Genomic DNA, 21,834 nt, shown 5'->3' with positions numbered 1-21,834 from the left:
AGAGATGACGCTCCTGACATTCCGCTTCGCACCAAGCCCGAATGGCGAACTGCATCTCGGCCACGCCTATTCGGCGCTGCTCAATCAAAAATTGGCAACGGCGGCGGGCGGACGCCTGTTGCTGCGCATCGAGGACATCGACACGACGCGCTGCACCCCGGCATTCGAAGCTGGCATCTTTCGCGACCTCAAATGGCTCGGCCTCGGCTGGGAAGAACCGGTGCGTCGTCAGTCCGATCATTTCGCCGAGTATGAGGCGGTGCTCGACCGGTTGATCCAGGAAGAGCTCGTCTACCCCGCCTTCATGAGCCGGGGCGACATCAGGGCCTTCATCGCCGACAGCGAAAGCCGCGGTCGTGGCTGGCCGCGCGACCCGGATGGCGTGCCGCATTATCCCGCCGCGGACAAGGCGTTGCCGATCAAGGAGCGCAAGCGGCGGATCGCCGAAAATGCGCCCTTCGCCTGGCGGCTGGACGTCGAGGCAGCGTTGGCGCGCGTCGGCGAGGACTTGTCATGGACCGAGTTTTCCGACGCGACGCTTTCTTCAACCCGAACGATAGAAGCCCGGCCGCGGGACTGGGGCGACGTGATCGTGGCGCGCCGCGAGATCCCGACCAGCTACCATCTCGCCGTCGTCGTCGACGACGCGCTGCAAGGCATCAGCCACGTCGTGCGCGGCCAGGACCTGTTTTCCGCCACCGGCGTGCAGCGCCTGCTGCAGAACATTCTCGGCCTGCCGCAGCCAAGATATTTTCACCATCGCCTCATCCTCGGACCGGACGGACGAAAGCTGTCGAAGAGCCTTGGCGATGCCGGACTTGCCGCGCAACGCGAGGCAGGTGCATCGCCTGACGATGTCAGGCGACTGGTCGGACTTCTCTAGCTGTTTCGGTGGAAGCGCGGGTATCAGCCATTCGCAGGCCGGCATCACCTGAATATCGACATACCCGTTACCAGCGGGCCAGCCCCGCCTTGACCAGCGCCAGCACGCTGATGAAGGTGAAGGCGCCGCCCAGGCCCCACGCCACCGCGAGCTTGAGATCTTTCAGGCTGATGCCATGTTCATTCGCGACCATGATTGCGAAGAAGAAGCCGAAGGTGAACAACAGCGTGTTGCCGCTGGAGCCGAAACCGTCTTCCTTCATGATGGCATCGAGCGCCGCGCCGAAGAAGAAACCGAAAACAGCGACGGACGCGACCGTCATCAGCAACCAGCTTGTGTCGAGATGCAACAGCATGCCTGCCCGCTCCTGTCGAAGCCGAAACGCCGGGATCAACCGGCAGTCCTGACGCCACCGGTTAAATTCGAATGAGCTTATAAATCAATTGTTTCGTTTTGCTTGCCGCAATGAACAGCATTAGAGCAATCGCGGTAGTCGACTCTTTACCGAACACATTTTCACCGAACACGGGCGCCCCCTTAAAATGCACAGTCTCAAGCGGCTCATCCCCGCGTCCTTTGTCGTCCTGTGGGCAACCGGCTTCATCGGTGCGCGCTATGCCATGCCATGGGCCGAACCCTTCACCTTCCTGGCGGTGCGTTTCGTCCTGGCAACCGTCCTGCTGGCCGGCCTGATGATCGTGCTTGGCTCCAAGCGAGCGACACCCACGGAAGCGCTCCACGCCACGGTTGCCGGTGTCCTGATGCATGGCATCTATCTCGGCGCCGTGTTCTGGGCGATCCACAGGGGGATGCCGGCCGGGCTTTCGGCGCTGATCGTCGGCTTGCAGCCGCTGATCACGGCGGTGCTCGCCGGCAGGTTTCTCGGCGAAGCCATCCTGCCGCGCCATTGGGTCGGCCTCGCTGTCGGCCTGCTCGGGGTGATCATTGTGCTTTGGCCGAAGCTTGGCGCTCTCGGCGGCGGCGTGACGGCCGAAACCCTGGTCGCCTCGATTGTTTCGGTTCTGGGCATGAGTGCCGGCACCGTCTGGCAGAAGCGCTTCGCCTCCGGTGGCGACCTGGTGGCCGCGACCATGTGGCAATATGTCGGCGGCGCCGCGCTGATGGCCCTGGCCTCGCTCGCCTTCGAGACACACACGGTCATCATCAACGGCGAACTGATCTTTGCCATGGCCTGGCTGGTGCTGGTGCTGTCGATCGGCGCCATCTTCCTTTTGATGGTGATGATCCGCGACGGCGAGATGTCGAAAGTCGCGTCGCTGTTCTATCTGGTTCCGGCCGTCACCGCTGTCATCGCCTGGGCGCTGTTCGGCGAACAACTCAACCGGGTGCAGCTTGTCGGCATGGCGATCGCAACGCTCGGCGTCGGCCTGGCCACGGCTCGGCCGGCCAAGGGGAGAACTGAGGAATTGCAGAATTGACGAATTGGAGAATTGGAGAATTGGAGAAAAATCACACAGCGCCAGATAAGGCCCTCAGTTCCTCAGTTCCTCAGTTCCTCAATTCTCCAATTCCTCAACCCATCCGCTACCGACTCACCCGACCCGTGCACGCGCTTCCAGATAGCGGCTGATCGCGGCGTTGAGCTCGCCGCCGAGGATGAAGATGGCAGAGAGCATATACAGGAACACCACCGCGATCATGATCGAGGCAAGGCCGGCATAGGTCGTCACATAGGACGAGAAGTGATCGAGATAACTGGCAAAGACGGTCGAACCGACAAGCCATGCCGCCAGCGTGAAGATGATGCCGGGCACGATCGAGACAAGGCGACGCTTGCCCGCCGGCAGCCAGAAATGCACGGCAAACAGCCCGCCGACAATGACCACCGAGGCGATGACGAAACGCCATAGCGTGATGGTCCCCATATAGGGCTTGATCCCTTCGATATGGGCTTCGGCGAGCCGTGCCAGCAGCGGCGCGAACACCAAAAGCACGCTGATCGCCAGGAACCCCGCCGTGGCGATCAGCACGAAGATGATGCTCTGCACCCGGCGATAGATGATGCCGCGCGTTTCCGAGACGCGATAGGCGCGGTTGAGCGAGGTGCGCAGCGCCTCGATACCGTTGGAGGCAAAATAGGCGGCAAGCACCACGCCGTAGGTCAAAAGGTCGGTGCGCCTGACGGTCAGCACGTTGAGCACTTCGCGCGCGATCGGCTTGGCGATCTGCTCGGGCCAGGTGTCGAAGACCAGGTGCACGGCCGTGTCGGAAAACGCCTGCGCACCCAGGAAGCTCGCCAGCGTCGTGGCGAAGATCAGGAACGGGAACAGCGCCATCAGCGAGGTGATCGCCAGATGACTGGCCATCGCCCAGCCGTCGTCGGTGTTGAAATGGCCGAGCGCGTCATAGAGCACGCGGCGCAGCACGACGATCTTCCGCATCAACAGCCGCGTTCCCTTCGATTGTCTCGACGCCGCGAATATGGGAAGTGATTGTGGCAAATGGCAACCCTTGGTCAAACCACGATTTCTCCGGCGCAGGAGTTGCGCACCATCATCGTCACCGGCGCCTCTTCCGGGATAGGGGCGTATTGCGCCCGGGCGCTCAAGGCGGAAGGCTGGCGCGTGTTCGCCACGGCGCGCCGGCCGGGTGATATCGCCGCCCTCGAAACCGACGGCATCGAGGCGTTTTATCTCGACTACCGCGAGCCCAGATCCATCGAGGCACTGGTGGCGTCCGTACTGGAGCGGACGGGCGGACGGCTCGATGCGCTTTTCAACAATGGCGCCTATGCGCAACCCGGCGCGGTCGAAGACCTGCCGGTTGCAGCACTGAGAGAACAATTCGAGGCCAATGTCTTCGGCTGGCATGACCTCACCCGCCGTATCGTGCCGGTCATGCGCCGCCAGGGCCATGGCCGCCTTGTCCACTGTTCCTCGATCCTCGGGCTGACGCCTCTACCCTTTCGCGGCGCCTATTCGGCCTCGAAGCACGCGATCGAAGGCTTGATGCTGTGCATGTATCAGGAGCTACAGGGCAGCGGCATCCATGTCTCGCTGATCGAACCGGGACCGGTGACGTCGAAAATCGCCAGCAATGGATTGTTGTGGTTCCTGAAAAACATCGACCACGAAAACTCCGTTCACCGCGTCGCCTACGAGGCTCAGCTGGCCCGGCTGCGGGCCGGCGGCAGCATATCGCGGCTAAAACCCGGACCGGAGGTGGTTCAGGTGGCCTTGCGCCATGCGCTTCTGTCGCGGCGCCCGCACCCGCACTATGTGGTAACAGTGCCGGCTAAAATCGGCGTCATGCTCAAACGCCTTCTGCCGGCATCGGCGCTCTACCGCATGCTTGCCAAACGCGCCTGAACGCAATCAAACTGGAAACAGACTATGGCAACCGTCTTCAATGTCCTCGCCGTCCTCGTCATGGTCGCCGTGGTGATCGTGCTTATACGCGGTCTCATTAACATGATGCGCGGCGGCTCCGGCGTGACCTCGAACAAGCTGATGCAGGCGCGCGTGCTGCTGCAGGCCGTGGCATTGGCGCTGATCCTGCTGGCGGTGTATTTCACCCGCAAATGACGGCACCAGCCGACTCGGGAGGCAGAGCATGGTCAAGCTCAACAAGATCTACACCCGCACCGGCGACGACGGCACCACCGGTCTCGGCAGCGGTGAACGGCGGCTGAAATCCGATCCACGCATCGACGCCTATGGCACGGTCGATGAAACCAATGCCTGCATCGGCATGGCCCGCGTCCACACCGCGACAAGCCATCCGTCGATCGACGCGATGCTCGGCCGCATCCAGAACGACCTTTTCGACCTCGGCGCCGATCTCGCCGTGCCCGACGACGGCAAGCCGCTCGGCTACGAGCCGCTGCGTATCATCGCCTCGCAGACCGACCGCATCGAAAAGGACATCGACCTCCTCAACAAGGACCTTGAGCCGCTCAAATCCTTCGTGCTGAACGGCGGCACGCCGGCGGCCGCCGCCCTCCACCTCGCCCGCACAGTGGCGCGACGGGCCGAACGCATCATGGTGGCGCTGGCGCAGGACCCGCGCGAGCATGTCAACCGCGAGGGCATCAAATACATCAACCGCGTATCGGACTTTCTGTTTGTCGCCGCACGTGCGGTCAATGACAATGGAAACGCCGACGTGTTATGGATTCCCGGCAAGAACCGCTGAATTTTGCCGAGGCGGGAGGGGTCCCTGAATGTTCATCCCGCTCTACGACACCAACAGGCTGCGCCATATCAGGCTGCAATATGTGACGATCGGCCTGATCGCGCTCAACACGCTCATTTATCTCGTCACCGCCCTCGGCGGTGAGGATTTCAACAATGCCGCCGTGCTCGGTCTCGGTTTCATTCCGTCCGTCGTTCACGACAAGGTGGAACTGGCGCCGCAATTCGTCGTCATTCCCGAAAGCCTGAGCTACCTCACCTATGCCTTCCTGCATGCCGACATTTTCCACCTCGGCGGCAACATGCTGTTCCTGTGGGTGTTCGGCGACAATGTCGAGGACGCGCTCGGCCATATCCGCTACCTCATCTTCTACCTCCTGTGCGCCATCGCGGGAGCCGCTTTCCAGGGTCTGGTGGCGTGGGACTCGCAAGTGCCGCTGATCGGCGCCTCGGGCGCCATCGCCGGCGTGGTCGCCGCCTATCTGATCCTCTATCCCAGGGTGAAAGTATGGGTGCTGGTCTTTGCCCGCATTCCGCTGCGCATCCCGGCCTTCATCCCGCTCATCCTGTGGATCGGGTTCCAGGTGGTGATGTTTGCAGCCGGCGGCGAAAACCAGATTTCCTGGGCCTGCCATATCGGCGGCATCATTGCCGGCGGCGTGCTGGTGCTCATTATGCGCAGCCGCGGCGTGCCGTTGCTTGCCGGTGACGACGAGCCCACTGTAGCCGCGGACCAGCCCGTTGCCGTCGAGCCGGCCGCAAGCCAGCCGCCCGCTGCTCAGCCGGCGCCACGCTGGGGTCGAGGCAGCGCTTCCGGCCCGGACTGAACCGATTTGAGTAGGGTTCGGATATTGACGAGCAGGGTTGGCGCAACTACGGAAGCGCCACCATCCGGCAAGAATTCCGTCTGGAATGTCGGCTTTCGACAACTCTGAAGGGGTCCACGCTGCTATAGCGCGCCCAACTATCTTGAAAGAGGTGACAGGAAATGAAGATCCTTGTGCCCGTGAAGCGGGTTGTGGATGCGAATGTTAAGGTTCGCGTCAAGGCCGACGGTTCGGCGGTGGAACTGGCCAACGTCAAGATGGCGATGAACCCGTTCGACGAAATCGCGGTTGAAGAGGCGATCCGGCTGAAGGAGGCCGGCAAGGCTGAGGAGATCATCGTCGTCTCGATCGGACCGCAGCAGGCGCAGGAAACCTTGCGCACCGCGCTCGCCATGGGCGCCGACCGCGCCATTCTGGTCAAGACCGATGAGCAGACCGAGCCGCTCGGCGTCGCCAAGGTGCTGAAGGGCGTCGTCGACGCCGAACAGCCCGGCCTCGTCATCCTCGGCAAACAGGCGATCGACGACGATTCGAACCAGACCGGCCAGATGCTGGCAGCCCTTCTGGGCTGGGCGCAGGGCACTTTCGCTTCCAAAGTCGTGATCGACGGCGACAAGGCCAAGGTGACGCGCGAAGTCGACGGCGGCCTGCAGACGGTGGAATTGAAGATGCCGGCGATCGTGACCGCCGACCTTCGCCTCAACCAGCCGCGCTATGCCTCCTTGCCCAACATCATGAAGGCCAAGAAGAAGCAGCTCGACGAGAAGACCCCGGCCGACTACGGCGCCGACGTCAAGCCGCGGCTGAAAGTGATCAAGACCGAGGAGCCGAGCGGCCGCAAGGCGGGCGTCAAGGTCAAGAGCGTCGCCGAACTGGTCGACAAGCTCAAGAACGAAGCCGGCGTGCTGTAAGCGATCGGAAAAGGAGACAAGAACATGGCTATTCTTCTGATTGCCGAACACGACAACGCAACCCTTTCCGACCAAACCGCCAAGGCGCTCTCTGCAGCCCTGCAGATCGGTTCGGACGTCCACGTGCTGGTGGCCGGCAAGGGCGCCAAGGGCGCCGCTGACGCAGCGGCCAAGCTCAAGGGCGTGACCAAGGTGCTGCTCGCTGAAGCCGATGAGCTTGCCGAGCGCCTCGCCGAACCGACGGCGGCACTCGTTGTTTCGCTGGCCGGCGCCTACGACACCATCATCGCCCCGGCGACCTCGTCGGGCAAGAATGTCGCGCCGCGCGTCGCGGCCCTGCTTGATGTGGCGCAGGTGTCCGAGATTATCGAGATCGTGTCGCCCGACACCTTCAAGCGGCCGATCTATGCCGGCAATGCCATCCAGACGGTGCAGTCGACCGACGCCAAGAAGGTGATCACGGTGCGCACCGCCTCCTTCCAGGCGGCGCCCGAGGGCGGCTCGGCCGCGGTCGAGACCGTCAAGGCGGCCGCCAATCCCGGCCTGTCCTCCTTCGTCGAGAACAAGCTCTCCGACACTGACCGTCCGGAGCTGACCTCGGCCAAGATCATCATCTCGGGTGGCCGTGCGCTGGGTTCGGCGGAGAAATTCCAGGAAGTCATCCTGCCCGTCGCCGACAAGCTCGGTGCCGCCGTCGGCGCCTCGCGCGCCGCAGTCGACGCCGGCTATGCGCCCAACGACTGGCAGGTCGGCCAGACCGGCAAGGTGGTCGCTCCCGACCTCTACATCGCCGTCGGCATCTCCGGCGCCATCCAGCACCTTGCCGGTATGAAGGACTCCAAGGTCATCGTCGCCATCAACAAGGACGAGGAGGCGCCGATCTTCCAGGTTGCCGACTACGGCCTCGTCGGCGACCTTTTCGTCATTCTGCCGGAACTGCAAAAGGCGCTTTGACGCTTTCTGGCAAAGCGTATTAAATAGTGAGGGGCGGGGTAGACGAAGTCGCCCCGCCCTTTTAGTTTGCACCGCACAAAAGCAGGCCGCAAAGGCCATATGACGGGATCGGTGTAATGGGCAAGATCGAGACGATCGGCATCATCGGCGCGGGCCAGATGGGCGGTGGCATCGCCCATGTCTCCGCGCTCTCCGGATTCAAGGTGCTGATCTACGACATTTCGCCCGACCGCATCGAAAAGGGCATTGCTACCGTCAGTGGCAACATGGCGCGTCAGGTTGGCTCCGGCAAGCTTGACGAAAAGGTCCGAAATGATGCGATGGCGCGCATTTCGGCAGCGCCGGCCATGGCTGATCTTGCCGGTGCCGATCTGGTGATCGAGGCGGCGACCGAAGACGAGACGGTCAAGCGCAAGATCTACGCCCAGCTCTGTCCGCAGCTCAACCCGGAAGCCATCCTGGCGACGAACACCTCGTCGATCTCGATCACCCGGCTCGCCGCGCAGACCGACCGGCCGGAACGCTTCATCGGCATACATTTCATGAATCCGGTGCCGCTGATGAAACTGGTCGAACTGGTGCGCGGCATTGCCACGGAGGACCAGACCTTCGAGGCGGCCAAGACCTATGTAAAGCAGCTCGACAAGACGATCACGGTCTCGGAGGATTTCCCGGCCTTCATCGTCAACCGCATCCTGTTGCCGATGATCAACGAGGCGATCTACACGCTCTACGAGGGTGTCGGCTCGGTCGACGCCATCGACACCGCCATGCGGCTTGGCGCCAACCATCCGATGGGACCGCTGCAGCTTGCCGATTTCATCGGACTCGACACCTGCCTGTCGATCATGCAGGTGCTGCATGACGGCCTGTCGGATTCGAAATACCGCCCCTGCCCGCTGCTGGTGAAATATGTTGAGGCCGGCTGGCTCGGCCGTAAGACCGGGCGCGGCTTTTACGACTATCGCGGCGAGCATCCCGTCCCGACGCGCTGAAACATCAAAAACAGGAAGCCGCGCGTCGCCTACGATGCCACGGCGAGCGGCGTCGGCGCCTCTGTCTTGTCGCTCGTGCCGTTCTCGTCCGGCGCCATGGAAACACATCCGCGGCCCGCAGCCTTGGCTGCATAGCAAGCGGCATCGGCCCGCGCGATGATTTCGTCGACTTCGCCGTAGCCGGCGCGGATCGGGGCCAGCCCGATGCTGGCGCCGATCGAATGGTGGCGGCCGTCCCAGGCAAAACTCAAGCCGCGGATCGCATCGATGATCGATCGCGCGGCAGTCTTTGCGCGGATCGACGAACCCGACTTCAGGATCACCGCGAATTCGTCGCCGCCGAGGCGGGCAACAATGTCTTCGGGACCAAGGGCACCGCGGATGGCATCGGCAACCCGCTTGAGCAAGGCATCGCCCGCGGCGTGACCGCCGGTGTCGTTGACCAGCTTGAAATGGTCGAGATCGATGAACATGAACTGATGCTCGCTGCCCCGGGCCGAGTTTGTCGTGCCCCGGGCCGGGTTTGTCGTGCCCCCGACCGACCCTGTCGTGTCTGCCGCACCGGCCTTACGACTCTGATCGACCAGTTCCTCCATCGTGCGGATGAAGCTCGAGCGGTTGGCAAGGCCGGTGAGCGCGTCATGGGCTGCGGCGTAGGCGAGCTGGCGCTGCAAGGCGCGCGCATCGGTAAAATCCTGAAAGACGATCACCAGTCCGCAAAACTCATTGCGCTCGTTCATGATCGGCGACACGACCTGGCGGATGCTGCAGCGCGTGTCGTCGCGGCGGATGAGCACGGCGCGGCTGTTCTGGTCGGCCGGGCCGGGGCTGTTGATCGCAGGCCGCGCCACGCCGATCCGTTGCCCGGTTTCCTCGTCGACCGCCCAATAGACATGGCCGAGCGTCTTGCCGAGTGCCTCGCGGCCTTCAACGCCGGTCAGCTTTTCGGCAATCGGATTCATGAAGGTGACGCGGTTTGCCGCATCCGTGCAAATGACGGCGTCGCCGATCGATTGCAGCGTTACCCGCAGCCGCTCCTTTTCATCGGCCAGCATCGCCGCCGAGACGATGAGGCGCTCTTCAGCTTCCTTGCGCTGGGTGATGTCGGTCAGGCTGCCGATGGCCCGGATCAGGTGCCCTTCATCGTCGCGCTCCAGCGCCTTGCCCCGATCGAGGATCCAGATCCAGTGGCCGTCCTTGTGGCGCATCCTGAATTCAGCTTCGAAATACTGCGTCTTGCCTTCCAGATGGGCGCTGTCGGCCTTGGCGACGGTTTCGCGATCGTCCGGATGGATCATCGTCAGCCAGAGATCAGGGTCGCCATCCAGCTCGCCGTCCGCGTAACCCAGCATGCTCACCCAGGTCGAGGAATAGGTCGTGCCGCCTTTGCGCATGTCGAGGTCCCAGACGCCCTGGCCGGCGCTGGCCAGCGCGAAATTCCAGCGCGTCTCGGCCTCGGCTATGCGCGCCTCCGATTGCTTGCGCGCATCGATGTCCTCGATCTGGGAAACGAGGTAGAGCGGACGGCCGCTGCCTTCTTCGCGGATGACGGAGCCGGCGAGGTGGGCCCACACCGGCGTTCCGTCCTTCTTGAGGTAGCGCTTTTCGAAGTGGTAGGAATCGACCTTGCCCTCTCTCATTTTCTCCATCGTTTCCTTGCCGATCTGCAGATCGTCAGGATGCGTGATCTGGAAGAAGGTCAGCGCCTCGATCTCCTCGCGGGTATAGCCGAGCATGGCGGCAAAGGCGGGATTGGTCTGCACAATGCGCCCATCGAGGCCGACGATGACAACGCCGATCGCCGAATCTTCCATGGCGCGGCGGAAGCGCTGCTCGCTCTCGGCGATCTGCCGGTGATCGTCCCTGACCCGGCGGATGAACAGGGCCAGAAGGAAAACCGCGCCCGCGGCTATGGCGACCGCTATCTGCAGGCAGAGCCTCAAGGCTTCGGCACTGACGTTCAGCCGCGACAACAGGATCGATGCTGCCGTCGCGAAAAAAATGACCACCAGCAACGCCAGAACTGCGTGCCGGTCAGATCTCAAGCCCTTCAATTCCTGCCATGTCACGATGTGTGCGATCCCCATGCATAGTCGCATGTCCCCGCAAAAACCCTGAATGATCGATTTTAAGGAAAGGTTGCGCCGGCGGTTCCGCTGGTATGGTTTGCCCGCAAACAATTGCCGGCATGATTAAGGATCGGTGTCTGTCGGCGCCGATCGCGGCCTCTTACCAGCGCACGAAGAGCCGCCCGCCGAGTCCACCGAGCCCGGCAAGGATGACGATCGCGATCGTGTACCAGGTGGCGACGAAAAGCGGCGAATCGTCGAAACAATGCGCGGCATAGAAGGTCGCCGACAGCCCGCCGGCAAGCAGGCCGGCCACTGCGCCGGCAAGCACCGGTCGTGTCGGCGCGCCATAGCGCAGCATCCACAGGAAGACGGCGAGCGGGCCGATGCCGATCAGCGGGATGAACGCCATGCAGATCATCATATTGGAGCCGACCATGCGCGTGCCCCACTCCGCCTGCGGCACCGCGAAAAGTTCCAGAATGACGGCCACGACCACAAGCAGTGGTGCGGCGATCATCCAGGCCGCCGCCCGACCTGTCGAGGCGCCGGGTGTCGAGAGCCTGCGAATGAAGACAAAGGCGCTGATGGCAAGCGTGATGGTGAAGACGAATTTGGCGAGGAAGCGCATCGTATGCATGGCCGTCGCGATATCGTGACGCGGGCCGATGGTCAGCCAGAAAACCACTGCCGCGATCACCACTGCCGCACCGGCAGCCACCCACCAGGCCGAGCGCAACGGCATCGCCTTGCTGCTTGCATCGGCGTCGAGCGCCTTGATGAGATCGTCGGTCCTCATGTCATTCCCGCCCGAATCGCTTGGCAATGGCGGCAAGCCCGCGATGCAGCGACACACGCACCGCCGTCTCGGTGATGCCGAATTTCGCCGCCGTCTCGCCGATGGAACGGCCTTCGACCGATACGGCCGAGACCACCGAGCGTTGCGCCGGCGGCAGGCCGTCCAGCGCCCGGTTGATGTCGCGCTCGCTGACGGTCTCCGCTTCCGGCTCGGCAAAGGTTTCGGCGATGTCGTCGATCTCGATCTCGACGCGCCGCCCGCGCCGCCGGAAAGCATCGATCAGTTTGAAACGCGCTATGGCGTAGACCCACGGCAGGACCGGCGCGTCATCGCGCCAAGTATGCCGTTTCACATGAATGGCCAGCAAGGTTTCCTGCACGACATCCTCGGGGTCGACTCCGCCCTGTACGATCTTGCGCCGGGCGAAGCCGCGAACGAGAGCAGCGATCCGGTGCAGAAAGTCGGCGTAAGCCCTTTCGTCTCCCGCAATCGCGGCCCGTAGCAGCCGGGAGAGTTCGGCCTCGTCCTTGCCGGTCACAAGAGTTCACTCCCCGATGTTCGCGCCTCGGCGCTGATTTGTTACGTGGCCGGCGAAATAATGTCCAAGCCAAACTGTTGGGAAATCACGAAAGGTTGCGCCCGGCGACCGATTGAAGCAGCCCATCAATGTTGACTATGATAATCAGGTATTGATAGGTGCAGCCGTGCCAAACCAAAGACCATCGAGATCGAGGACGATGCCCATGAAATATGCCCTTTCCACCCTTGCCGGTGCCACCGCGCTGGCAATCAGCCTGATCGCCGGTCCGGCGACCGCGCAGGACGGCATCGTCGTCTACAACGCCCAGCATGAGAGCCTGACCAAGGCCTGGGCGGAAGGCTTCACCAAGGAAACCGGCATCAAGGTCACCGTCCGCAATGGCGGCGACAGCGATTTCTCCAACCAGATCGTCGCCGAAGGCGCCGCTTCGCCGGCAGACGTGTTCCTGACCGAAAACTCACCGGCCATGGTGCTGGTCGAGACGTCAGGCCTGTTTGCGCCGGTCGATGCCGACACGCTGGCGCAGGTTCCCCAGGATTTCCAGCCGGCCAGCGGCAAATGGGTCGGCGTCGCCGCGCGCAGCACCGTCTTTGCCTACAACAAGACCAAGCTGACCGCCGACCAATTGCCCAAATCGATGCTTGATCTCGCCGATCCCGCCTGGAAAGGCCGCTGGGCCGCTTCGCCCTCGGGCGCCGATTTCCAGGCGATCGTCAGCGCACTTTTGCAGCTCAAGGGCGAGCCCGCCACGGCGGACTGGCTGAAGGCAATGAAGGAGAACTTCACCGCCTACAAGGGCAACAGCACGGTGATGAAGGCAGTCAATGCCGGCGAGATCGAAGGCGGCGTGATCTATCACTATTACTATTTCGGCGATCAGGCCAAGACCGGCGAGAACAGCAAGAACGTCGCGCTGCACTATTTCAAGAACCAGGATCCGGGCGCTTTCGTCTCGATTTCCGGCGGTGGCGTGCTGGCCTCGAGCAAGCACCAGAAGGAAGCCCAGGCCTTCCTGAAATGGGTGACCGGCAAGGGTGGCCAGGAGGTGCTGAAGACCGGCAATTCCTTCGAATACGCCGTCGGCAAGGGTGCGCAGTCCAATCCGAAACTGGTGCCGCTGGCCGATCTGCAAGCGCCGAAGATCGATCCGACGACGCTGAACTCGAAGAAGGTGACCGATCTGATGACGGCAGCCGGCTTGCTTTAGTCCGCGTTCGTCCTAAAAGGGCAACGACTGCGCTCCTGCGGCAATCCACAGGAGCGCTCTGTTTTCGAGATGGCATTGGTTCATGACGACACGCTGCGTTTTCGGCCGCGCCCGCGGTCCCTCAGTCGCTCCCGCCACCGGGCGGCAACGGCGCGGCGTCTGAGCTGATGGCTGCTGCCGATCTTGCACGTTCACCGGCCGACAGGGGCGCGGGGCGATCGACGCGGCGGCAGTCGATGTCCTGGATAGTGCTCGTCGCCATTCTGATCTCGCTGTTCTCCCTGATGCCGCTTGCCTTCATCATCTGGATCGCGGTGCAGACCGGCTGGGAAACGGTAGCCGGGCTGGTCTTTCGGCCGCGCGTCGGCGAACTTCTGGTCAACACCGTGCTGCTGGTGGCACTGGCCGTGCCGATCGCCATCGTGCTGTCGGTGGCGCTGGCCTGGCTGACCGAGCGCAGCGATCTGCCGGGTGCCCGCCTGTGGGCCTGGCTGGCGGTCGCGCCGCTCGCCATCCCAGCCTTCGTGCACTCCTACGCCTGGATCAGCCTGGTGCCGGGATTGCACGGCCTGTGGGCCGGCGTCCTGGTTTCCGTCATCGCCTATTTCCCGTTCCTCTATCTGCCGGTGGCGGCGGCGCTGCGGCGTCTCGATCCCGCTCTTGAGGACGCCGCGGCAGCGCTCGGCCTCGGCCCATGGCGCGTGTTCGCCCGAGTCGTGCTGCCGCAGCTCAGGCTTGCTTTGTGTGGCGGTTCGCTGCTGGTCGGCCTGCATTTGCTGGCCGAATATGGGCTCTACGTCTTCATCCGCTTCGACACCTTCACCACGGCGATCGTCGACCAGTTCCAGTCGACCTTCAACGGTCCCGCCGCCAACATGCTGGCCGGCGTTCTGGTGACGTGCTGCTTCGTGCTGCTCGGCCTGGAGGTGCTGGTGCGCGGCGAGGAACGCTATGCCCGCGTCGGCTCGGGCGCCGCGCGCCACCAGCAACGCACCAACCTCGGCAGCTACACCATCCCTTGCCTGGCGCTGCCTATCATCACTTCGCTGCTGGCGATCGGTGTGCCTTTCGTCACCATTGGCCGCTGGCTTGCGGCGGGTGGCGCCGAAGTCTGGCGCCTCGACGAGATCGGACTGGCCCTCGGCCAGACGCTGTTCCTGGCGCTCGCCGGTGCGCTGCTCGCAACGATAGCCGCCATGCCGATGGCGTGGATCTCGATCCGCGCGCCGGGACCGCTGCAGCGCCTTCTGGAAGGTTGCAACTACATCGTCGGCTCGCTGCCCGGCGTCGTCGTGGCGCTGGCGCTGGTCACCATCACCGTGCGCATCGCCATGCCGCTCTATCAGTCCCTGTTCACCATCCTTGTCGCCTATGCCCTGATGTTCCTGCCGCGCGCTTTGGTCAGTCTGCGGGCCTCGATCGCACAGGCGCCGGTCGAGCTCGAACGCGCCGCATCAAGCCTCGGCCGATCGCCGCTCAAGGCGCTGTGGTCGACAACGATCCGGCTGTCGGCGCCGGGGGCGGCGGCCGGCATGGCGCTGGTCGCGCTCGGCATCATGAACGAACTGACCGCAACCCAGATGCTGGCGCCCAACGGCACCCGTACGCTGGCGATGGCGTTCTGGTCCTACAGCGGCGAGATCGACTATGCATCGGCCGCACCGTATGCCTTCATCATGGTGGCGATGTCGCTGCCGCTCACCTGGCTGCTCTATATCCAGTCGAAACGGATGGCCGGGCGATGAGCTTTCTCGAACTCGAGGGCGTGCACAAGCACTACGGCCCGGTGGCCGCACTGGCCGGCGTCGACCTCAGCGTCGTCAGCGGCAGCCGCACCGCGATCGTCGGCCCCTCGGGCTGCGGCAAGACAACGTTGCTGCGGCTGATCGCCGGCTTTGAAGCGCCGGACCGGGGCCGCATCGTGCTCGACGGCCAGCTGCTGGCCAATGGCGGCGCTGCCGTGCCGGCGCATCGCCGCGGCATCGGCGTGGTGGCGCAGGACGGAGCCTTGTTCCCGCATCTGACCATCGCCGACAATATCGGCTTCGGCATGGACCGCCATGCGGACAAGCGCAGCGAGCGCATCGTCGAGCTCGCCTATATCGTCGGGCTCGACAAGGCGATCCTGAAACGCCGGCCGCACGAGCTCTCCGGCGGCCAGCAGCAGCGTGTCGCCCTGGCCCGCGCCATGGCCATGAAGCCGCGGCTGATGCTGCTCGACGAGCCGTTCTCGGCATTGGATACCGGCTTGCGCGCCTCGATGCGCAAGGCGGTGGCCGAACTGCTGGAGACGGCCGGCATCACCACCATCCTGGTAACGCACGACCAGGCCGAGGCGCTGTCCTTCGCCAGCCAGGTGGCGGTGATGCGCGACGGCAAGTTTTCGCAGATCGGCACGCCACGCGAGCTTTATCTCAAGCCGAAAGACCGGATGATCGCCGAGTTCCTCGGCGAGGCCATCATCCTGCCGGCCAAGATATCAGATGGCTTCGCCAACTCGCCGCTTGGCCGCATCGCCGTCGACACCACCGAGCGGCGCGATCTTGCCCGCATCATGCTGCGGCCGGAGCAGATACAGGTGAAAAGAACGTCACGCGAAGGCATGTCGGGCACGCCGGACATGCTGTTCGGCGAGGTAACGGACTCCGAATTCGCCGGCTCGATGTGCACCATCGCGGTGCGGTTGCTCAACAGTCCCGACCCGCCGGACGCCGCCGCCATCGGCAACACGCCATTGATCCTGCGCAAGCCCGGCATGGACGCGCCTTCCGTCGGCGAGATCGTCCGCCTGACCGTGACGGGCAAGGCGCACGTGTTTGGCGCTTAGGAAACCCTTTCGCCAGTCGCCGGTGACCAGAGCGGCCAATTTTCGAGGAAGTCGTTGTTGTGCACGACGAGCCGTCGGGCGGCAGCATCGATGAGAACGATCCCGTAGGTCGGCGGCGCCTGCTCGACCACCTCCTCGCCGACCAGGTCGAGCATGAAGCGGGCATGCAGGCCGCGCTGCGCGGTGAACGGGATGCCGGCGACCGTGCCGGCAATGTCGCGATGGACGTGGCCGAAGAAGATATGGCCGACATTGCCGTGACGCGTCAAAAGGTCGAGGAAGCGCTGCTTCTGTTCAAGTCCGAGTGGGTCGAGCAGCGGCAGGCCGAGCTCGACCGGCGGATGATGCAGAAATATGTAGGCCTGCCGCCCCGCCGCCTCACCGAGCCGAGCGTCGAGCCAGGCAAGCCTGATGTCGCAGAGTTCGCCGGTGACGCGTCCTTCAGCCAGGCTGTCGAGGAACAGCAACGATCCTTCAGCCGTGTCGTAGTCCGACTGCACGAAACCGTTGCCGTCGAGCGGCTGCTCGGGAAAAGCGGCAACAAGGTTGGCCCGCTGGTCGTGGTTTCCCGGCAATAGCCGGTACGGCACCGAAAGCGAGTTCAGGGCCGCCTTGAGATCGGCGTAGGCGCCGGGCTCGCCGGCGTCGGTCAGATCGCCGGTGAAGACGCAAAGCGCGGCGTCGGCATGATGCGCATTGATGTGCGCAAGGCACCGGTCAAGCCGCTCATGTAGATCCACTCCAAAATGAAGCTCGCCGCGTCGGCCAAGATGAAGATCCGAGACCTGGATGATTTTCATTCGACAACCCGTTCATGGCTTCAGAAGAAGACTGCGCTGTCCGTTCAAAGTGCCGGAACCGGTGTCGGCATCCTGATGTCATCGAGACGTTTGCCCGTCTGCGACGAGAAGAGATGCATGTCGGCCTGCGAGAACAGCACGCCGACCGCAGTGCCGGGTTGCGGGTGGACGGCCTCGGAGGTGACCACGGAAAACGGCGCGCCGTCGAGATCGACATAGATGACCCGGCCGGCGCCCAGTTCCTCGACGAGGTCGACGGTTGCGTCGAGCGCGCCCGGCGTGCCGGGCGCGACCAGCCTCACGGCTTCCGGACGGATGCCGACCGCGACCTCGGTGCCGACCTGCAGGCCAGCGCGGGAAACGTTGAGCTTGCGGCTGCCGCCGAGCAGCGACAGCCCCTCGAGCGTGACCGCTCCCTCGAGGATGTTCATCGCCGGGGCGCCGACAAAGGTGGCCACGAAACGGCTCGCCGGACGTTTGTAGATTTCGCCCGGCGTGCCGACCTGTTCGACACGGCCGCCATTCATCACCACCAGCCGGTCGGCGAGCGTCATCGCTTCGACCTGGTCATGGGTGACGAACACCGAGGTTGCGTTCAGCCGGCGGTGCAGCTTGCGGATCTCCGAGCGCATCTGGACGCGCAGCTTGGCATCGAGGTTGGAGAGCGGCTCGTCGAACAGGAACACCTTTGGTTCGCGGATCATGGCGCGCCCCATGGCGACACGCTGCCTTTGGCCGCCGGAAAGCGCCATCGGCTTGCGATCGAGCAGCTGTTCGAGTTCCAGCGTGCGGGCCACCGCCTGGATGCGCTGCTGGCGCTCGGCGGCGGGAACGCCGGCCACCTTGAGCGAGTAACCGATGTTCTGCGCCACGCTCATATGCGGATAGAGCGCGTAATTCTGGAACACCATGGCGCAGCCGCGCTCGCGCGGCTCAAGCTTGTTGACGACGGTGCCATCGATGGCGATCTCGCCACCCGAAATCTCTTCCAGGCCGGCGATCATCCTGAGCAGCGTGGACTTGCCGCAGCCGGAGGGCCCGAGGATGACGACGAATTCTCCCGACGCGATGTCGAGATCGACGCCGTGCACGACCTGCGATTTGGCATAGCTTTTCGTGACGCCGCGAATGGTGATGGAGGCCATCAGCTATCTCCTTTTGAAGTCACTTTTCGGTGGCGATCAGGCCACGCACGAACCAGCGCTGCATGGCGACGACGACGATCAGCGGCGGCAGCATGACGATGAGCGTGCCGGCCATGGCGATGTTCCATTCCGGAATGCCGCCGACGTTGGGAATGAGCTGCTTGAGCTCGGTGACCGCCGTCGCGTGCGACTGGTCGGTGGTGATCAGCAGCGGCCACAGATACTGGTTCCACGCCCACAGGAACATGATCGTTCCGAGCGCCGCCATGTTGTTGCGCGACAGCGGCAGCAGGATGTCGATGAAGAAGCGCAACGGGCCGGCGCCGTCCATCCGCGCGGCTTCGGTCAATTCGTCGGGCACGGTCAGAAAGAACTGCCGGTAGAGGAAGGTGCCGGTGGCCGTGGCGATCAGCGGCAGGATAAGTCCGGAATAGGAATTGAGCAGCCCGAGGCTGAGCGAAACCTGGACGCCCGAGACCTTTTCAATCAGCCAGCTCAGGCCGGTCACGTCGAGGATCGCCTGATAGGGCGACAGCACGTTGGCGACGACCGCGTAGGTCGGCACGATGCGCACTTCCAGCGGCAGCATCAGCGTGACGAAAATCAGCCAGAAAATGAAGGTGCGGCCGGGGTAGCGGAAATAGACAATCGAGAAGGCGGTAAGCGCCGAGATGATCACTTTGCCGGCGGCAACGCCGGCCGCCATGATGAAGCTGTTCAAAAGCTTGGGGCCAAGGTCGGCCGTCGTCCATGCCGTCTTGATGTTGACCCAGAAATCGCTGCCCGGCAGCAGCGACATCGGCACGTCGTTGACGTCTTTGAGGTTGTGCGACGCCGCGATGGCCACAATCGCGAACGGCGCCACGCAAAACACGAAGCCGACGAACAGGATCACATGGGTGAAGAAATTCAGGAACGGTGTGCGCTCTACCATATCGACATCACCTGTAGTGCACGCGCCGCTCGATGAAGCGGAACTGGAAGATGGTGAGCACGATGATGAGCAGCATAAGGATGATGCTTTGTGCGGCGGCGCCTGAATAATCGAGGCCTTTGAAGCCGTCAGAATAGATCTTGTAGACCATCAGATTGGTGGCGTTCGCCGGTCCGCCTGATGTCATGATGTCGACGATGCCGAAGGAATCCTGAAAGCTCTCGGTGATGTTGATGACCAGCAGGAAGAAGATCGTCGGTGTGATCAGCGGAAACTGGATGTCCCAGAACCGCCTGACGACACCGGCGCCATCCATGGCTGATGCCTCGATCAACGAGCGCGGAATGGCCTGGAACGCGGCCAGGAAGAAGATGAAGTTGTAACCGACATATTTCCACGAGAAGGCGGCGATGATCGAGGCCATGGCGTCAACGCCGTCGAGGCCGGGATCCCAGAATCCGGGCCACATCTTGTTGACGACGGCCATGAAGCCGGCTTCCGGCGCCAGGATGAAGCGGAAGGCGAGTGCCAGCGCCGGCGCTGCGATACCATAGGGCCAGATCAGCACGACGCGATAGAAGCGTGAGCCGGCAAGCTGCCGGTCGGTCAGCGCGGCCAGTACCAGCGCGATGAACATGGCAAGCCCGGTGCTGATACCGGCAAAGACCAGGCTGGCGGCGATCGAATTCCAGTAGTCGGCGCTGGACAGGATCGCGCGGAAATTGTCCAGCCCGACCCAGATGTTGCCACCGCCCCATGGCTGCTGCAGCGTCAGCGACCAGTACACGGCCTGGCCCGCTGGCCAGTAGAAGAAGGTGAAGATCAACAGCAGCTGCGGCACCGCAAAAAGGATGCCGATCGTCCATCTGCTGAAAGTAACGCGTTTTTCCATTGATCCGTCGACACCGTTGAAACGGCCAGCTCGTTTTCTAGGATTCCGGAATATGAAACGGCCGCCCGGCGGTTTGTCGGCGGGCGGCCCTGGAAATGCTGACGATCAGGGCAGCGTCTTGCCCGGATAGGTCTGCTGGAACCGGTCGAGGATGGCGTCGCCATTCTTGACCAGCGTGTCGAGACCTTCCTGGACACTGACCTTGTTGGCGAAGATCGCTTGCATCTCGGTACCGAACTCGGCGCGGATCTGGGTGAAATTGCCAAGCCGGATGCCGCGGGTGATTTCGGTCGGCTCCGACGCGGTCAGGCTGGCGATCGCGGTTTCGCGACCCTTGTAGGGCGCCTTGTCGTAGAAGCCGTCGGCCTTCATGTACTCGAAGCCTGACTTCGTCACCGGAATGTAGCCGGTGTTGGTCGACCAGAACAACGCGGTCTTGGGGTCGTGGATAAAGTTGAGGAACGCCGCAGCGCCCTTGTATTCCGCATCAGACTTGCCGGAGAGAACCCACAGCGAGGCGCCGCCGACGAGCGAATTCTTGCGCTCGGTACCGGCATAGACCGGCAGTTCGGCGACATCCCAGTTCATGCCTGCCTTCTGCGTCTTGCCGACCGTGCCGTGGTCGCCGACCGAGCTCATGATGACCTCACAAGTACCGGACGCGAAGGCCTGCACCATATCCTGGCCAAGATCCTTGGACTTGATTTTGATGAGGCCGGCATCATACCACTTTTTCAAATCAGTGACGTACTGCACGAACTTGGTCTTGTTGACTTCGAGGCGGGCGTCGAGGCCGTCATAGCCATTGTTCTTGGTGGCGATCGGTTGGTTGTGGATGGCCGAGAACTGCTCCATCAATTGCCAGCTTTCGTTGGCGGAGATGTTGATCGCCATCGGGCATTCATAGCCGGCGTCCTTCATCGCCTGCAGGTCGGTGCCGACCTCTTCCCAGGTCTTCGGCGCCTCGGTCTTGCCGATCTTGGCGAAGGCATCCTTGTTCCAGTACATCAGCGCCGTCGAGGAATTGAACGGGAACGACAGCATCTCGCCCTTCGACGTGGCGTAGTAGCGCGCAATGCCGGGGAAATAGTCGGCGTAGTCGATCTTGTAGCCATTCTCTTCCATCAGCTTGTCGGCCGGCTTGTAGGCGCCCGACAGCATCATGGTGGCGGTGCCGACATCATAGACCTGGACGATGGCGGGCTGCTTGCCGGCACGGAAGGCTGCGATGGTGTTCTGCAGCGTGGCGTCGTAGTTGCCCTGGCTGGTGCAGACGACTTCATAGTCGGTTTGCGAGGCATTGAAGTTCTTGCACATCGTATCGACGACGCGCGCCAGATCGCCCGAAAGGCCGAACCAGAAATCGAACTTGGTCGGTTCCGCGGCAGCGGGCAGCGCCATGGAAACGCTGATTGCGCCGGCGGCCACAGCCGCCAGGCTCTTTTTGATCATCGACATGAATCTCATTCCCTGTTGAGTGGTTCGTTTCAAGGATCGTCGCGCGGCTCCCTGACCGTCTCTTAGAGAATGTATGTGACAGTTCTGTTGTGCCCTTTTCGACCTGTGGACAGGCATTTCTCTCCTCCCTGGACGGCTTGCGCCGCGACGAAACGGGCCCGTCGTATCGGCGCATTTTCTAGCCAGGGCGCTGTGCGGGTGCCGCAGCAGCAACACGACAATGTTTCTGCGGTCCGGTGCGCTCAGCCGTTGCCTCGAGCGCGGTTCGTTTCCGTGCGTCGGCCGACGCCGAACCGGCTTCCGGCATGAACAACGCGGGACAATCTGACTCCGCCACAACCCGGGAAGGCACGCTGCGGTTGCAGATGTACTTAACCGATTCTTCAATGATAAGGCGTTAATCAATACCACAACCTTGATTGTTGCATGAAGATCAGG

22 protein-coding genes are annotated in these 21,834 nt (G+C 63.0%); 12 read left to right on the top strand and 10 right to left on the bottom strand.

Going from position 1 to position 21,834, the window contains the following annotated elements:
• Positions 1 to 4: 4 nt before the first annotated feature.
• Positions 5 to 883 (top strand): tRNA glutamyl-Q(34) synthetase GluQRS, encoded by an 879-nt coding sequence (gene gluQRS, locus AC1DX6_RS24845; protein ID WP_477318218.1) that lies wholly within the window; start codon positions 5 to 7, stop codon positions 881 to 883.
• Positions 884 to 950: 67 nt separating this feature from the next.
• Here gluQRS and AC1DX6_RS24840 read toward each other — a convergent pair whose 3' ends face one another.
• Positions 951 to 1,238 (bottom strand): hypothetical protein, encoded by a 288-nt coding sequence (locus AC1DX6_RS24840; protein WP_477271037.1) that lies wholly within the window; start codon positions 1,236 to 1,238, stop codon positions 951 to 953.
• A gap of 187 nt (positions 1,239 to 1,425) precedes the next feature.
• Between AC1DX6_RS24840 and AC1DX6_RS24835 the strand changes: the two genes are divergently transcribed.
• Positions 1,426 to 2,322: a DMT family transporter gene (locus tag AC1DX6_RS24835; RefSeq protein WP_477318216.1), complete on the top strand. Its 897-nt coding sequence runs from the start codon at positions 1,426 to 1,428 to the stop codon at positions 2,320 to 2,322.
• 114 nt (positions 2,323 to 2,436) lie between these two features.
• On the opposite strand, the gene AC1DX6_RS24830 is transcribed toward AC1DX6_RS24835, so the two are convergent.
• Entirely contained in the window at positions 2,437 to 3,285 is an 849-nt protein-coding gene (locus AC1DX6_RS24830; protein ID WP_477318214.1) for a YihY/virulence factor BrkB family protein, read from the bottom strand.
• A gap of 60 nt (positions 3,286 to 3,345) precedes the next feature.
• Here AC1DX6_RS24830 and AC1DX6_RS24825 point away from each other — a divergent pair, with 60 nt between their 5' ends.
• From AC1DX6_RS24825 to AC1DX6_RS24795, 7 genes are all read left to right on the top strand, one after another.
• Positions 3,346 to 4,212, top strand: a complete 867-nt coding sequence (locus AC1DX6_RS24825; RefSeq protein ID WP_477318212.1) for an SDR family oxidoreductase — start codon at positions 3,346 to 3,348, stop codon at positions 4,210 to 4,212.
• Between the two features lie 24 nt (positions 4,213 to 4,236).
• Complete coding sequence (locus tag AC1DX6_RS24820; protein ID WP_477318210.1) at positions 4,237 to 4,428, top strand: twin transmembrane helix small protein; 192 nt, start codon at positions 4,237 to 4,239, stop codon at positions 4,426 to 4,428.
• Between the two features lie 28 nt (positions 4,429 to 4,456).
• Positions 4,457 to 5,038, top strand: coding sequence for a cob(I)yrinic acid a,c-diamide adenosyltransferase (locus AC1DX6_RS24815; RefSeq protein WP_477318208.1), 582 nt, complete (start codon positions 4,457 to 4,459; stop codon positions 5,036 to 5,038).
• A gap of 28 nt (positions 5,039 to 5,066) precedes the next feature.
• Entirely contained in the window at positions 5,067 to 5,864 is a 798-nt protein-coding gene (locus AC1DX6_RS24810) for a rhomboid family intramembrane serine protease (RefSeq protein WP_477318206.1), read from the top strand.
• Between the two features lie 161 nt (positions 5,865 to 6,025).
• Positions 6,026 to 6,775, top strand: a complete 750-nt coding sequence (locus AC1DX6_RS24805; protein WP_477318204.1) for an electron transfer flavoprotein subunit beta/FixA family protein — start codon at positions 6,026 to 6,028, stop codon at positions 6,773 to 6,775.
• A gap of 24 nt (positions 6,776 to 6,799) precedes the next feature.
• Positions 6,800 to 7,729 carry an electron transfer flavoprotein subunit alpha/FixB family protein gene (locus AC1DX6_RS24800; RefSeq protein ID WP_477318202.1) on the top strand — a complete coding sequence of 310 codons (930 nt, stop codon included), beginning with the start codon at positions 6,800 to 6,802 and terminating at the stop codon, positions 7,727 to 7,729.
• Between the two features lie 116 nt (positions 7,730 to 7,845).
• A complete protein-coding gene (locus tag AC1DX6_RS24795; protein WP_477318200.1) occupies positions 7,846 to 8,724 on the top strand; it encodes a 3-hydroxybutyryl-CoA dehydrogenase in 879 nt (292 codons plus the stop codon).
• 29 nt (positions 8,725 to 8,753) lie between these two features.
• On the opposite strand, the gene AC1DX6_RS24790 is transcribed toward AC1DX6_RS24795, so the two are convergent.
• From AC1DX6_RS24790 to AC1DX6_RS24780, 3 genes are all read right to left on the bottom strand, one after another.
• Complete coding sequence (locus tag AC1DX6_RS24790; RefSeq protein WP_477318198.1) at positions 8,754 to 10,811, bottom strand: PAS domain S-box protein; 2,058 nt, start codon at positions 10,809 to 10,811, stop codon at positions 8,754 to 8,756.
• A gap of 142 nt (positions 10,812 to 10,953) precedes the next feature.
• Entirely contained in the window at positions 10,954 to 11,592 is a 639-nt protein-coding gene (locus AC1DX6_RS24785; protein ID WP_477318196.1) for an NrsF family protein, read from the bottom strand.
• Position 11,593: 1 nt separating this feature from the next.
• Entirely contained in the window at positions 11,594 to 12,130 is a 537-nt protein-coding gene (locus AC1DX6_RS24780; RefSeq protein WP_477318194.1) for a sigma-70 family RNA polymerase sigma factor, read from the bottom strand.
• A 205-nt stretch (positions 12,131 to 12,335) separates the two neighbouring features.
• Between AC1DX6_RS24780 and AC1DX6_RS24775 the strand changes: the two genes are divergently transcribed.
• The 3 genes from AC1DX6_RS24775 (at position 12,336) to AC1DX6_RS24765 (ending at position 16,167) form a co-directional block, all read left to right on the top strand.
• Positions 12,336 to 13,340: an iron ABC transporter substrate-binding protein gene (locus tag AC1DX6_RS24775; RefSeq protein ID WP_477318192.1), complete on the top strand. Its 1,005-nt coding sequence runs from the start codon at positions 12,336 to 12,338 to the stop codon at positions 13,338 to 13,340.
• A gap of 236 nt (positions 13,341 to 13,576) precedes the next feature.
• Entirely contained in the window at positions 13,577 to 15,085 is a 1,509-nt protein-coding gene (locus AC1DX6_RS24770) for an ABC transporter permease (protein ID WP_477318190.1), read from the top strand.
• Positions 15,082 to 16,167: an ABC transporter ATP-binding protein gene (locus AC1DX6_RS24765; RefSeq protein WP_477318188.1), complete on the top strand. Its 1,086-nt coding sequence runs from the start codon at positions 15,082 to 15,084 to the stop codon at positions 16,165 to 16,167. The genes AC1DX6_RS24770 and AC1DX6_RS24765 overlap by 4 nt, the downstream gene beginning before the upstream one ends.
• Here AC1DX6_RS24765 and AC1DX6_RS24760 read toward each other — a convergent pair.
• The 5 genes from AC1DX6_RS24760 to AC1DX6_RS24740 all read right to left on the bottom strand — a co-directional run bounded on the left by AC1DX6_RS24760 (position 16,164) and on the right by AC1DX6_RS24740 (position 21,396).
• Entirely contained in the window at positions 16,164 to 16,967 is an 804-nt protein-coding gene (locus tag AC1DX6_RS24760) for a phosphodiesterase (protein ID WP_477318186.1), read from the bottom strand. The genes AC1DX6_RS24765 and AC1DX6_RS24760 overlap by 4 nt on opposite strands.
• 44 nt (positions 16,968 to 17,011) lie before the next feature.
• The gene (ugpC, locus tag AC1DX6_RS24755; protein WP_477318184.1) at positions 17,012 to 18,112 is read right to left on the bottom strand and encodes a sn-glycerol-3-phosphate ABC transporter ATP-binding protein UgpC; all 1,101 of its coding nucleotides are present in this window, start codon (positions 18,110 to 18,112) and stop codon (positions 17,012 to 17,014) included.
• Positions 18,113 to 18,131: 19 nt separating this feature from the next.
• The gene (locus tag AC1DX6_RS24750) at positions 18,132 to 19,046 is read right to left on the bottom strand and encodes an ABC transporter permease subunit (protein ID WP_477318182.1); all 915 of its coding nucleotides are present in this window, start codon (positions 19,044 to 19,046) and stop codon (positions 18,132 to 18,134) included.
• Between the two features lie 7 nt (positions 19,047 to 19,053).
• Positions 19,054 to 19,938, bottom strand: coding sequence for a carbohydrate ABC transporter permease (locus AC1DX6_RS24745; RefSeq protein ID WP_477318180.1), 885 nt, complete (start codon positions 19,936 to 19,938; stop codon positions 19,054 to 19,056).
• Positions 19,939 to 20,043: 105 nt separating this feature from the next.
• Positions 20,044 to 21,396, bottom strand: coding sequence for an extracellular solute-binding protein (locus AC1DX6_RS24740; RefSeq protein ID WP_477318178.1), 1,353 nt, complete (start codon positions 21,394 to 21,396; stop codon positions 20,044 to 20,046).
• Between the last annotated feature and the right edge of the window lie 438 nt (positions 21,397 to 21,834).

This window comes from Mesorhizobium sp. P2_C4 (genome assembly GCF_056404575.1).
The sequence above is the reverse complement of the archived record's forward strand: the minus strand, read 5'-3'. Positions and strand labels throughout refer to the sequence as shown.

Excerpts from the sequence above, each read along its gene's own strand:
- gluQRS (WP_477318218.1), top strand. The coding sequence starts at position 5 with ATGACGCTCCTGACATTCCGCTTCGCACCAAGCCCGAATGGCGAACTG.
- AC1DX6_RS24840 (WP_477271037.1), bottom strand. The coding sequence starts at position 1,238 with ATGCTGTTGCATCTCGACACAAGCTGGTTGCTGATGACGGTCGCGTCC.
- AC1DX6_RS24835 (WP_477318216.1), top strand. The coding sequence starts at position 1,426 with ATGCACAGTCTCAAGCGGCTCATCCCCGCGTCCTTTGTCGTCCTGTGG.
- AC1DX6_RS24830 (WP_477318214.1), bottom strand. The coding sequence starts at position 3,285 with ATGCGGAAGATCGTCGTGCTGCGCCGCGTGCTCTATGACGCGCTCGGC.
- AC1DX6_RS24825 (WP_477318212.1), top strand. The coding sequence starts at position 3,346 with ATGGCAACCCTTGGTCAAACCACGATTTCTCCGGCGCAGGAGTTGCGC.
- AC1DX6_RS24820 (WP_477318210.1), top strand. The coding sequence starts at position 4,237 with ATGGCAACCGTCTTCAATGTCCTCGCCGTCCTCGTCATGGTCGCCGTG.
- AC1DX6_RS24815 (WP_477318208.1), top strand. The coding sequence starts at position 4,457 with ATGGTCAAGCTCAACAAGATCTACACCCGCACCGGCGACGACGGCACC.
- AC1DX6_RS24810 (WP_477318206.1), top strand. The coding sequence starts at position 5,067 with ATGTTCATCCCGCTCTACGACACCAACAGGCTGCGCCATATCAGGCTG.
- AC1DX6_RS24805 (WP_477318204.1), top strand. The coding sequence starts at position 6,026 with ATGAAGATCCTTGTGCCCGTGAAGCGGGTTGTGGATGCGAATGTTAAG.
- AC1DX6_RS24800 (WP_477318202.1), top strand. The coding sequence starts at position 6,800 with ATGGCTATTCTTCTGATTGCCGAACACGACAACGCAACCCTTTCCGAC.
- AC1DX6_RS24795 (WP_477318200.1), top strand. The coding sequence starts at position 7,846 with ATGGGCAAGATCGAGACGATCGGCATCATCGGCGCGGGCCAGATGGGC.
- AC1DX6_RS24790 (WP_477318198.1), bottom strand. The coding sequence starts at position 10,811 with ATGGGGATCGCACACATCGTGACATGGCAGGAATTGAAGGGCTTGAGA.
- AC1DX6_RS24785 (WP_477318196.1), bottom strand. The coding sequence starts at position 11,592 with ATGAGGACCGACGATCTCATCAAGGCGCTCGACGCCGATGCAAGCAGC.
- AC1DX6_RS24775 (WP_477318192.1), top strand. The coding sequence starts at position 12,336 with ATGAAATATGCCCTTTCCACCCTTGCCGGTGCCACCGCGCTGGCAATC.
- AC1DX6_RS24770 (WP_477318190.1), top strand. The coding sequence starts at position 13,577 with ATGTCCTGGATAGTGCTCGTCGCCATTCTGATCTCGCTGTTCTCCCTG.
- AC1DX6_RS24765 (WP_477318188.1), top strand. The coding sequence starts at position 15,082 with ATGAGCTTTCTCGAACTCGAGGGCGTGCACAAGCACTACGGCCCGGTG.
- AC1DX6_RS24760 (WP_477318186.1), bottom strand. The coding sequence starts at position 16,967 with ATGAAAATCATCCAGGTCTCGGATCTTCATCTTGGCCGACGCGGCGAG.
- ugpC (WP_477318184.1), bottom strand. The coding sequence starts at position 18,112 with ATGGCCTCCATCACCATTCGCGGCGTCACGAAAAGCTATGCCAAATCG.
- AC1DX6_RS24750 (WP_477318182.1), bottom strand. The coding sequence starts at position 19,046 with ATGGTAGAGCGCACACCGTTCCTGAATTTCTTCACCCATGTGATCCTG.
- AC1DX6_RS24745 (WP_477318180.1), bottom strand. The coding sequence starts at position 19,938 with ATGGAAAAACGCGTTACTTTCAGCAGATGGACGATCGGCATCCTTTTT.
- AC1DX6_RS24740 (WP_477318178.1), bottom strand. The coding sequence starts at position 21,396 with ATGTCGATGATCAAAAAGAGCCTGGCGGCTGTGGCCGCCGGCGCAATC.